The organism is Larkinella insperata (assembly GCF_026248825.1).
GTDB classification, from domain to species: Bacteria; Bacteroidota; Bacteroidia; order Cytophagales; family Spirosomataceae; genus Larkinella; species Larkinella insperata.
In genome coordinates this window covers 2,196,539-2,208,310 of record NZ_CP110973.1, presented here as the reverse complement: position 1 = coordinate 2,208,310, position 11,772 = coordinate 2,196,539, and the positions used below count along the sequence as shown (strand labels likewise).

The 11,772-nt window shown below is 55.0% G+C and carries 9 protein-coding genes; 4 read left to right on the top strand and 5 right to left on the bottom strand.

Going from position 1 to position 11,772, the window contains the following annotated elements:
• Positions 1–2: 2 nt before the first annotated feature.
• The 4 genes from OQ371_RS09015 to OQ371_RS09000 form a co-directional block, all read right to left on the bottom strand.
• Positions 3–1,268, bottom strand: a complete 1,266-nt coding sequence (locus OQ371_RS09015; protein WP_265993439.1) for an MFS transporter — start codon at positions 1,266–1,268, stop codon at positions 3–5.
• A 107-nt stretch (positions 1,269–1,375) separates the two neighbouring features.
• The gene (locus OQ371_RS09010) at positions 1,376–2,305 is read right to left on the bottom strand and encodes a hypothetical protein (RefSeq protein WP_265993438.1); all 930 of its coding nucleotides are present in this window, start codon (positions 2,303–2,305) and stop codon (positions 1,376–1,378) included.
• A gap of 7 nt (positions 2,306–2,312) precedes the next feature.
• Positions 2,313–4,280, bottom strand: coding sequence for a M1 family metallopeptidase (locus tag OQ371_RS09005; protein WP_265993437.1), 1,968 nt, complete (start codon positions 4,278–4,280; stop codon positions 2,313–2,315).
• A gap of 34 nt (positions 4,281–4,314) precedes the next feature.
• Positions 4,315–4,851, bottom strand: coding sequence for a DUF2911 domain-containing protein (locus OQ371_RS09000; RefSeq protein ID WP_265993436.1), 537 nt, complete (start codon positions 4,849–4,851; stop codon positions 4,315–4,317).
• A 163-nt stretch (positions 4,852–5,014) separates the two neighbouring features.
• On the opposite strand from OQ371_RS09000, the gene OQ371_RS08995 reads away from it, so the two are divergent.
• From OQ371_RS08995 to OQ371_RS08980, 4 genes are read left to right on the top strand one after another with little or no spacing between them, the layout of a single operon-like run.
• Positions 5,015–6,199, top strand: a complete 1,185-nt coding sequence (locus tag OQ371_RS08995) for a DUF4350 domain-containing protein (RefSeq protein WP_265993435.1) — start codon at positions 5,015–5,017, stop codon at positions 6,197–6,199.
• Positions 6,200–6,214: 15 nt separating this feature from the next.
• Complete coding sequence (locus OQ371_RS08990) at positions 6,215–7,189, top strand: AAA family ATPase (protein ID WP_265993434.1); 975 nt, start codon at positions 6,215–6,217, stop codon at positions 7,187–7,189.
• Positions 7,186–8,526 (top strand): DUF58 domain-containing protein, encoded by a 1,341-nt coding sequence (locus OQ371_RS08985; RefSeq protein WP_265993433.1) that lies wholly within the window; start codon positions 7,186–7,188, stop codon positions 8,524–8,526. The genes OQ371_RS08990 and OQ371_RS08985 overlap by 4 nt, the downstream gene beginning before the upstream one ends.
• A 4-nt stretch (positions 8,527–8,530) precedes the next feature.
• Positions 8,531–9,988, top strand: a complete 1,458-nt coding sequence (locus OQ371_RS08980) for a M20 family peptidase (RefSeq protein ID WP_265993432.1) — start codon at positions 8,531–8,533, stop codon at positions 9,986–9,988.
• A 135-nt stretch (positions 9,989–10,123) separates the two neighbouring features.
• Here OQ371_RS08980 and OQ371_RS08975 read toward each other — a convergent pair whose 3' ends face one another.
• Positions 10,124–11,728 (bottom strand): serine hydrolase domain-containing protein, encoded by a 1,605-nt coding sequence (locus tag OQ371_RS08975; protein ID WP_265993431.1) that lies wholly within the window; start codon positions 11,726–11,728, stop codon positions 10,124–10,126.
• Positions 11,729–11,772: the final 44 nt, after the last annotated feature.

Below are 11,772 nucleotides of genomic sequence, written 5' to 3'. Positions count from 1 at the left end.
CTTTACTCCTCCAGATAATTCAAATCTTTACCGTGGGTTTCCGGAATCGTCAGGATGGAATAAAAACCAATGGCAAAGCTCAGAATGCCGACCACAATCCCGGCATTGATGACATCGACCGACGGTTTCAGGTACGTATAAAGGCTCGTCATGAGAATAACCATTCCGCGAACCATGTTCGGTACCGTCGTGGCGGCCGTAGCCCGCAGGTTGGTGCCAAATTGTTCGGCACCAATGGTGACGAACATGGCCCAATAGCCAATACCGAAGCCCATGGCCAGAAAATACATGTACAGGCCATTTACCGTTTTGGGTGCAGCAAAGATATAAATCAAGCTAACCAGTAACGTGAAGCCCATCAGCAAAGACACCGCCCGTTTACGCGATTGCAGTCCCTGGCTAATAATCCCGCTGGCTAAATCACCGAACGCCAGCCCCACGTAGCACCACATGATGGTCAGGCCCGGCTTGACGGGTTCCGCAATGCCGAAGGCTTTTCCAAATTCGTTGCTGAACGTCGCCAGAATGCCGATGACAAACCAGGTAGGGAGTCCGATGCCGATGCACTTCATGTAGCGGGAAAACCGGTCCCGGCTGGTAAAGAATGCCAGAAAATTACCCTTCTGAACGTGTTTCTGTTCGGATACTTCCGTAAACATTCCCGATTCGATCACGCCAACGCGCAGCAACAACAACCCGATTCCCATGGCTCCGCCCACGAAGAACGCGTTTTGCCAGTTAAACAATTCAACAGTGAAATAAGCAAAAACGGCTCCGAACAGACCCACCCCAGCCACCAGCGACGTACCAATGGCCCGCAGTTGCTTCGGCAGTACCTCCGAGACGAGCGTAATACCGGCGCCCAGTTCACCAGCTAGTCCAATCCCGGCAACAAACCGCATCAGGGCGTAGTAATCCGTCGGATCCATAAACGTAACCTTGTCGATGAAACCGCACGCAATGTTGGCCAGTGAATAGGTAACGATGGACCCGAACAGCACCGAAAGCCGCCCGCGTTTGTCGCCCAGAACCCCCCAGAGAATACCACCCAGGAGCAAACCGCCCATTTGCCAGTTGATGATGTTGGCCCCCACGCGGGAAATCTGCTCGTCGTTTAACCCCAGGTCTCTCAGGCTGGGCACGCGAACAATACCAAACAGCAACAGATCGTAGATGTCTACGAAATAGCCTAACGCGGCTACAATAACGGGAAGACCGAATAAGGATTTATAGGATACTTTCGGCGGGGGAGGAACAGTCGACTGCATTCGTTTGGCAAAAAAAGATCAGGAAAAAATAATAGTTGGCAAGTTATCGATTTAGCCACATTTGATCAAGCTACTGCACAAAGGTAGTACCGAATCCAGGCTTTTATTTACCGGGCTGGCGAAATCGTCGGTTGTTTTTCCTGCTCTGTAAAAACAACCGTTGCGGTGGCTAAGACCCAGACTTTCAGGAAGGTTCTGGAAATGATAAAGAGTTGCTGGATCAGAAACAGGAGCGCGATTTCCGCCCAGCCGCGGGTGACGATCCACGACTCAAGCAGAAAATAGACCCCGAAGCAGGCTAAACCAACGCCAATCAGCAGTAGATAGTTGCCGAAAGTTACCCGAACGCGGGAAAACAAAAACCGCATGGATACCCAAAAAGCGAAAACCGCGCGGGTTTCATCGCGTCGAAACAGCCGGATTTTGGCGTAATCGCCGACACAAAGCGCCAAGAGGGCCGACAGGGCAAAGACCAGCAGGAAGGCCAGCGCTACATAACTCAACTCCTCTTCGTTCAGCGTCTTGGTCAGCGCCAAAGCACTAAGGCCGCCCGCGAGCAGAAAGACAACCGAAAGCAAGAAAATAAAGCTGGACACGCACAGAAATAACCGAAAAAACCGTCCGAAACCCTGCGCACCGGCGGCTAGAAACCGGCTTAACCGAAAGGTCTGGCGACGATCGGTGGCGGAAGCAACCTGCTGCAACAGGCCTCCCGTAAAAAATACGCTAATCAACAAATAAAGCAGACCCAGCCAGAAACCAACGGTCAGTAACGAATTGGTAGCCGATCCGTGGTTGTGCCGGAAATCCGAATAAACCGTAAAATCGAAGCCGTTTAACAGTTTGAGGTACTCCAGCGAGGCACCCATATCCCGCCGAAACGTTGCGTAAGCGGGCAATAAGACCAGCAGGCTCATCAGGAAATTAACCCCGTAGAGCCACAGTACCATGCGCCACGAACGCCGGATCAGCTGAAAACTGCTCAAAATTACCATAATCCGTTTCTGTAGAGGCTGTTGACCATCCTTCCGGGGCATCGTTTGTTTACACCATCCACGCCAGCCACTGCATCCAGTTTTGCGCCCAGAACATCAGTTTTGCCGCGTACTTGGCCGCCGGGCTGGCGGGTGGCCGTACGGTAAAGCTGTTGTTATTCAGATTGACGTCGATGTAAACCTTCTGTTGCGGATCAACTTTAGCCCATTGCACCCGGGTTGGCTTCGTTAGGGTAAACGTATGCACGCTGGCTTTGCCGTCCCAACGCAGGAGTTGTTCGTTGCCATCCTCAAAATGCACCAGCACCTCGACCGGCAGTTGCGCATTGCCCCGCCGATAAACCGTAATGACCGAACGAAACGCATTACCCTGCCGGACGCTTCGAACCGCATGCAACTCGTAATCACAGACCTGCGTACCGTAAAGCACCTGATCGAAAAACCAGTTCAGGTCTGGTCCCAAGCGGTTGCCAAGCCGCCGGGCAACGACTTCGTTGGCAATCGCAATAAAATCTTTGGCATTGGGGTGTTTGAACTGCCAGCGGTTGAAATACGTCCGCATGATTTCGTCCATCACCGGGCGCCCCACCAGGCCATCGAGGGTCCGCAGCCAGGTGGCCGGTTTGAAGTACGTCAGTTCGCCGTAATAGGCGTCGGGCAACTGCCAGACATTGCCAAACGAGGGAGCAATCGCCGGATGATCGAGGTGAACGTACGAATTGCGCGATGCTTCCAGGTTGCCCATCCGGTACCCAAACAGATCGATTATGGAGGATTTCGGCCCGTAGGTTTCGTCCATGATCCGGCCTTCGTAATACTGATTAAAGCCCTCGTCCATCCACGCTTCTTCGAATTCGTTGGTCGCCAGCAACTGCATAAAATACTGATGTCCAAACTCGTGGATGGTAACCTGCTCGGGCAGCCGCACTCCCGCAGGCATTCCCCAGCTTGTTCCGGCGGTAATGAAGGTCGGATATTCCATGCCCCCGGCCCCCAGCCCCGACACGGGCGGGTCAACAATCGTGAGCGTCGTGAACGGATACCGTCCGAGGTGTTTATCAAAGTAAGCAAGCGCCACCCTGGCCGCGTCGATGTGCCGTTGCGCCTGGCTGGCGTGTTCGGGTTGCATCAGGGCGCGAATGGCTACGTGCCGCCAGCGATCCTCAAAAATGGTGAAAGCCGGGGAAGCCGTCCAGGAAAAATCCACGACATCTTCGGCCCGCCAGCGCATGGTTTTGGTCCCGTTGCTGTTTTGCCGTTCGCTCTTTAGTCCGCCCGTCGCCCCAACCCGGAAGTTTTTGGGTACTGTCAGCGTCACGTCATACACGCCGTAGTCGGCGTAAAACTCCGAGCTGGCGTGAAACTGGTGGCAATTCCACTGACCGTGTGCAGCCGCATACCGGGTTCCGGGCGGTTCATAAACGCCAATTTTTGGAAACCACTGGGCCACCAGAAAAAAATCGTCGCTGTAGCCCGTCCGGGCGAAAATCCGGGGCAGCTTGGCCCGAAAATCAATGTCGAGCGTGATGCTTTGACCCGGACCAAGCGGCTGACGGAGCGGTACGCTGATCACCGTGCGGTCGTCGGGATTGGCGTCGTCGGGCTGGATAAACCGGTATTTGCCGGTCAGTACCTCCGTTTTCCCCGACGCTTGCCGGGCCTGCATCGACAGAATATCAATCCAGCCATACGATTCCTCGTCATTTCTGTCAATAAAAGCGCCCCGCAACTGGCCGCCCGACTCCCGCATGAACGTTGATTGATCGTTGCGGAAGGCGTTTAGGTACAAATGAAATTGCAGTTCGTTAATGGCTTCATTCGACGGATTTTTCCAGACCAGCGTTTCCTTGCCCGACAGTTGTTTCGTATCGGTATCCAGCTGAACAGTGATCTGGTAATTGGCAAGACGTGGACTCAGCGGCCGGGATTGGCCCCCCGCCGTTGGAATGAATCCCCACAAGCTTAAAACCACCGGGCAGAGAAGGTGGAGCGAAGAGCAAAAGAAACGCTCTGGCATACCCCGTATCCTCCGCCCGGTGGTTTGCAAGCTTTTATTCATTGGTCCTCACCCGAATTGGCACCACGGCTTCGGTTTCATCCCAGGCCAGCAGCATGTCCGTACCCCCCGATTGCGGGGCAAAACTGATGTAAAACTGCTCGGCTACGGCACTGCGTTTGCGCGACAGCACCGGCACCCGCAACACATCCTTGGTCTGGTCGTAATCGGTTCCCCACTGGCCGGTTTCGCGGTTGAAAATCACGATCCAGTTTCCTTCCGAGGGGATGGTCCAGAGCGAATATTCTCCTTCGTCGAGCGGTTGCCCGGCCACCGTCACGTTCTGTTCCAGGGTAATCACCGTGGCTTCGTTGGCGCCCGTCCGCCAGACCTGGCCGTAGGGAACCAGCCCGCCGAAAATTTTACGTCCTTTTTTATAGGGCTGGCAGTATTCTACTTTTACATCAACGCCATTCTGGTTAATTTCGGCAGTGGCCTCCGGGCTCGCCGATTTGGTGTACGAACGAATGCCCCAGTAAGCGACCAGAACAAGCACCGCCAGGGCGCCGACAATCCACAAAACTTTTTTCATAAATCTTTTAAGTTTGGATAGAGAGCAGGAAAGTTATAAAAATTTGTTGGGTTGCGATTTTCTAACTCTGTGATAACTTGCAACGAAAGCCGTGCGCAGTTAAACCCGTCCGGATGCGGGCGCAAACCGCTTTTGCATCCATTAAGTCCTAAATCATTACCGTTTGAAACCAAATAAATACCTGCTTTTCCTGGTGATAACCGTTGTGGCTTACGGGCTGTTTGAATATTATCGTCCGAAACCCATCGACTGGAATCCAACGTATATCAACAGCGACAAAATTCCGTTTGGGACGAAGGTGTCGTTCGACCTACTGCCCGGTCTAATGAATCAGCAACCGGTCACGAGCTTGCGTCTGCCGGTTTACAACCATCTGGCCGACACCACCCTCCCCGCCCGCAGCAATTACCTTTTTGTCTGCCATACGCTGCGGCTGAACCGCCCGGATCGGGAGAAGCTGCTGGCGTACGTCAACCAGGGCAACGCGGCTTTTCTGTCGGCATACGAATTTCCGGATTCGCTGGCCATGCTGCTGGGCTTCCGGGCCGAGCTGAAAGCCCCCACGCTCCGCGATACAACGCTGGGCATGAACTTCACCAACCCAACCCTGAAAGCACAGGCTGATTACCACTTCCGGCACGACGACGGCCGAAATTTCCTGGTTACAACGAAAGCCGCCAACACCACGGTTTTGGGCCGCAACGCCCGCAATGAGCCGATTTTTCTAAAAATTCGCTACGGCAAAGGGGATTTTTACATCCACAACCTGCCGATTGCTTTCACCAACTTTTACGTTCTCGACTCCGCCACGGCTGATTATCCCTACAAGGCGCTGTCGTACCTGCCCCCGCGCCCGACTTACTGGGATGAATACCAGAAGCAGGGCCGGTTTAACACCGATGAGCAGTCGCTGCTGCGGTACGTGATCTCGCAGCCACCGCTGGCCTGGGCCTATTACCTGACCGTTTTGGGGCTGCTGTTGTACGTTATTTTTGCGGGCAAACGAACCCAGCGCATTATTCCCGTCGTTGAGCCGCTGAAAAACACCTCATTGGAATTCGTCCAGACCGTTGGCCGTCTGTATTACCAGCGGGCCGATCACAGTAACCTGTCCCAGAAGAAAATCCAGTACCTGCTGGCGTTTATCCGCGAAAAATTTGGTTTGAACACGGCCGTACCCGACGAAGAGTTCAAACAGACGCTGGCCCGCAAAAGTGGCGTTTCGGAGCAGGACGTTCAGGCGCTGTTTCGCCAGATTGCTTTTTCCCAACAGCAGGTAATGAGCGAATACGATCTGCTCCGGCTGAACGAACTAATGGAAAACTTTTATACCCATGCGAACGCATAACCACGATTTCACACCATGTCTCCCTACGAAAACCGCCTGGATTTAACCGAATTGAAAACCGCCGTCGATGCCATTCGCGCCGAAATCGGCAAGATTATCATCGGACAGCACCCCACCATTGACTTACTTTTGACGGCCCTGCTGTCCGACGGCCACGTGCTGATTGAGGGCGTTCCCGGCGTCGCTAAAACGCTGATGGCCAAACTGCTGGCCAAAACCATTTCGGTTGATTTCAGCCGGATTCAGTTTACGCCGGACCTGATGCCGTCCGACGTGCTGGGGACTTCTATCTTCAACCCCAAAACCACCGAGTTCGAATACCGGCGCGGCCCGATTTTCGCCAACATCGTGCTGATCGACGAAATCAACCGCGCCCCAGCCAAAACGCAGGCGGCTTTGTTTGAGGTTATGGAAGAACGGCAGGCGACCAACGACGGCATCACCTACCCCCTGGCCGATCCCTTTCTGGTGCTGGCAACGCAAAATCCCGTTGAGCAGGAAGGCACTTACCGCCTGCCCGAAGCCCAGCTCGACCGGTTTCTGTTCAAGGTGGTGGTTGGTTATCCGACGATTCTGGAAGAAGTTAACATCCTGAAAGGCCACCACGAACGGCGGAATCTGACCGATGCGGTCGAAGCCGTGCAGCCTGCCTTGACGGCCGATCAGTTGCGGGCGCTCCGGGCGCAGGTTCACCAGGTGCACATCGAAGACAAGCTGCTCGAATACATTGCCCAGCTTGTGCAGAATACCCGCTCCAACAAATCGCTTTTTCTGGGTGCCTCACCCCGGGCCTCCGTGGCGCTGCTGAACAGTTCGAAAGCCCTGGCGACGCTCCGGGGCCGCGATTTTGTAACGCCCGAAGACGTGCAGGAACTGGCCGCACCCGTTTTACGGCACCGCGTTCTGCTCACTCCCGAGCGCGAAATGGAAGGCGGCACGGCCGACGAGGTTATCGGCCAGGTGGTGCACAAGATTGACGTACCACGATGACCTTCTTCCGCGCCCTTTATGTCTCGGTTCGGGTTTGGCTGATCCTGATTACGTTCGTCCTGCTGTTTGTTACGGCCTACGTTTTTCCGGTCATTTTTCCGTTTGTTAAACTGGCGCTGGCGGTTTTTGCCGCGTTGTGCCTGTTCGACGGTGTTATGCTGTTTCGCACCGGGAGCGGACGAGCGGCTTTTTTTGCCCGGCGCGAACTCCCCGACCGGCTCTCAAACGGCGACGAAAATCCGGTAACGATTTACCTGGAAAACCGCTATTCGTTCCAGACGACGGTGGAGATTATCGACGAAATCCCGTTCCAGTTTCAGAAACGGGATGTCTTGTTTACGGCCACGCTGAAACCCAACGAAACAAAAGCCCTCCGGTACGAATTGCGCCCCACCAAACGCGGAGAATACCATTTCGGGGCCGTCAACGTCTACGTCATGACGGCGCTGCGGTTGCTGAAACGACGGTATCAGTTTTCGCAGGATAAAACCGTTGCCGTTTTTCCGTCCTACCTGCAAATGCGGCAATACGAACTCCTGGCAATTTCGAACCGGTTATCCGAAATGGGCATTAAGAAAGTCCGGCGGATTGGGCACAGCATGGAGTTTGAACAGGTCCGGCCCTACAGCCGGGGCGACGATGTGCGCACCATCAACTGGAAAGCAACCGCCCGCCGGAGTGACCTCATGATCAATGCTTTTCAGGATGAAAAGTCGCAGGCTATTTACTGCCTCATCGACAAAGGCCGCGTCATGAAGTCGCCATTTGAGAGACTGACCCTGCTGGACTACGCCATCAACGCGTCGCTGGTACTGAGTAACATCGCCCTCCGGAAACAAGACCGCGCCGGTCTGCTGACGTTCTCCGACCGAATTGGGCAGTTGGTGGCCGCCGAGCGCCGACCCGGGCATCTACAGAAGATTCTGGACGTGCTGTACCGGCAGAAAACCCGCTTTCTGGAATCGGATTACGAAGCACTGTACGCCAGCATCCGGCAGCACATCCGGCAACGGAGCCTATTGCTGCTTTTTACTAACTTTGAGACGGTTAACGCGCTCCAACGGCAACTTCCCTACCTGCGTCGGCTGGCGAAAGATCATTTGCTGATCGTTGTTTTTTTTGAAAATACCGAACTAAAAAGTTTGCTCAGCAACCCGGCCAACACTACCGAAGCGGTTTACCAGAAAACCATTGCCGAAAAATTTTATTACGAAAAAAAACAGATTGTCAAAGAGTTACAGCAATACGGTATTCAAACCATTCTGACCGCTCCGCAGAACTTAACCGCCGACACCGTTAACAAATACCTCGAATTAAAAGCGCGAGGTATGATCTAACCCCATGAAACGACTCCGCTGGCTCCTGATCGCCCTTGTTCTTCTCCTTGCCGTTTTGCTGGTCAATACGCTCCGGTCTTCGTCGAAGCAACTGACGGATGTGCCCCCCGCCCCGCCCGTGCCGGTGGGCGACTCGGCCGTTAATCGGTTGGTCAAGGCCCTGCAGTTGCGGACGGTTTCCTACACCGATTACTCGCTGACGGATACCACGCAGTTCGAGAAGTTTCTGAGCCTAGTTCAGGAATCGTTTCCCCGGATTCACCGCCAGCTCAAACGGGAAACGTTCAACCGCTACGGCTTGCTGTACGAATGGAAAGGGAGTAATCCAGCCCTGAAACCGGTTCTGCTCATGGGTCATTACGACGTTGTACCCGTCATTCAGGGCACGCAGCAACTGTGGAAACGTCCGCCGTTCGCGGGCTTGATTGAAGACGGTTTTCTGTACGGGCGCGGCACCCTGGACGACAAAGGCAGCGTACTGGCCCAACTCGAAGCCGTCGAATGGCTGCTCAGTACGGGTTTCCGGCCCGAACGCACCCTCCTGCTGGCGTACGGTCAGGACGAAGAAGTAACCGGTTTTCGGGGGGCGCAGACGATTGCTGCGGAACTGGAACGCCGAAAAGTTGAACTGGAATATGTGCTCGACGAAGGCGGTGTACTCAAAACAGACGGCATTCCGGGCCTAAGCAAACCCGTCGCCCTGATCGGCATTGGCGAAAAAGGATACGCCAGTATGGAGCTGTCCAGCGTGAGTAAGGGCGGGCATTCATCGATGCCGCCGAAACAAACCGCCATTGGGCTGGTGGCCGAAGCCGTGAGCAAACTCGAAAAAAATCCGTTTCCCGCCCGGCTGGATGCGGGACTGGATCAGATGTTTCGGTACATCGGCCCCGAAATGCCGTTCGGTCAGCGGATTGTATTTGCCAACCAGTGGCTCTTTTCCCCCCTGATCACCCGCATTATGTCGCAGTCGAATTCCGGGAATGCGACGCTGCGCACGACAACAGCCCCCACTATTTTTCAGGCCGGTGTGAAAGACAACGTGCTGCCCATCGACGCCACGGCTACCATCAATTTCCGGATCTTGCCGGGCGAAACTGTAGAGTCCGTTGCCGAGCGGGTAAAGGAAGTCATCGACGACGAGCGGGTTCAGGTCAAGGTGCTTCGCAAATTCGTCAGCCAGCCCTCGCCGGTCTCCGACCCGAACGCGCTGGGTTTTGAACGGATTCACCAAACGATCAAAGGCGTTTTTCCGGAAACCATCGTTACGCCTTATCTAACCTTGGGCGGCACGGACTCCCGGTTTTACGCCCGCGTATGCCCGCAGGTTTTCCGCTTCTCACCCGTGCCCATGAACGACGAAGACACGCAACGGATGCACGGCACCAACGAGCGCGTTCGCATCACGGATTACCACAACATGATCCGGTTTTACGCAACCCTGATCAAAAACAGCCAGTAGTGCTGGCAAGTGCTTCACCACCCGGCCCCGAGCCACTCTCCCTCGTAGGTTCATTTAAGGTTTTACGATCCTAAAATGAAGGTAGAAATTTGCTTGGAGCCGGGCGCTAAGGTTTAAGCAAGAGGACTAATTCGCTTATTTGCCCTGCGAAACAGCAGCCAGCAGCTTTCCGTTCAGGGCCGGGCGGTTGTCTTTGGACTTGGTCAGGATGGCCAGGCTCCTCTGGAACTCGAGTTGCAGGTCGTCACCGGTAAACCGGCAGATAACGTTCTCGTAATGGGCCGTTTCGATAAACCGCCACGTCATCGTAAACGTGTTTTCGTCGCTCCAGGCCCCACTCGCGGCCATTCGGGTTTTGGTTTCGTTGGGAACCGACGTCGCCACCAGTTTCAGCGGCAAAGTAGGCAGATCCGTATCGCCCTCCACCCAGCGCCCGATTCCGCCGGCAACCCGGTGTTCGCCCTTGTCGTCCTGCAACGTACAAACGTAGGCACCGTTCTGAAACGCCAGCGAAACCCGTTTGATGGCCATTGGATTGTCCGCAATCTGGAACGGCTTGCCACTCACCCGGGCCGCGGTTGGTGACGTAGCCTGGCCGGACGGCAGCGGTAAGGCCAGCGACGTTAGTTTTTGCTTTAAAGCCGCCGACGGTCTTGCTGTGATGGCCGTTGGCTGAATGCTGGGCAAAATGTGTTTCCAGACCTGATCCAGAATAGCCTGCATGTCGCCCGTTTCGCTGGTAATGGCGACAACGGTATCCTCCTTCGGCATTACAATGCAGTATTGCCCGTAGGCGCCGTCGCCCCGGTAAGCCCCGTTTCGGCACCGCCAGAATTGGTAGCCATACCCCTGTAGCCAGTCGTTCTCTTCTTTGGGCCGGCTTCCCCCTTTCGACTGAATCTGGGCTTTTGTGGCATCCTCAATCCAGGCTTCGGGCAAAAGCCGCTTGCCGTTCCACATTCCCTTCTGCAGGTACAACTGGCCAAATTTGGCAATATCCTCCGTGCGCACCCGCAGCCCCCAGCCGCCCGTAGCGATGCCCTTCGGATCGGTTTCCCAATCAGCGCCCTCGATACCCAGCGGATCGAAAAGCCGGGGCTTGAGGAAATCCAGCAGTTTCTGGCCGGTTACTTTCTGAATAATCGCCGACAGCATGTAGGTAGCCCCGCTGTTGTAAAGGAAGAATGTTCCGGGTTCGTGTTCCACCGGTTGCGCCAGAAACGCTTTCACCCAGTTGTTGTCAGGGTCGGACCGGAGCGAACCCGTCGTGTCTTTGTCGTGGCCTGTTGCCATAATCAGCAGATCCTTCACGCGCATGGCCGCCAGGTTGGAACTCACGGTTGCGGGTACATCCTGTGGAAAAAACGAAACCACTTTGTCTTCAACCGATAGCTTTTTCTCGGCCACCGCCATCCCAATTGCCGACGATGTAAAGCTTTTGCTGAGCGAATACAGGGTATGTTTGAGGCCCGGTGCGTACGGAGCCCACCAGCCCTCCGCCACCACCTTGCCGTGCCGAACCACCATCAGGCTGTGCAGGTTCAGCCTGGCGGCTTCCACGGCATTGACGAAGTCCAGCAAACCGGCCGATGTAATGCCCTGGGCTTCGGGCAGGCTGCGCGGCAACTGAAACGCCCGGAGCGGGGCAGCCGGGAGAGTGGTGGGCAGCGAACTGATCAGGCCAACACCGGCCACGCCCAGCCCCAGCTGGTAGAGAAAATCTCGACGATTTAAGGTCATCTTTTTAGGAATAGTATGATTTTATCGGGTGATAGTGCCAAAAT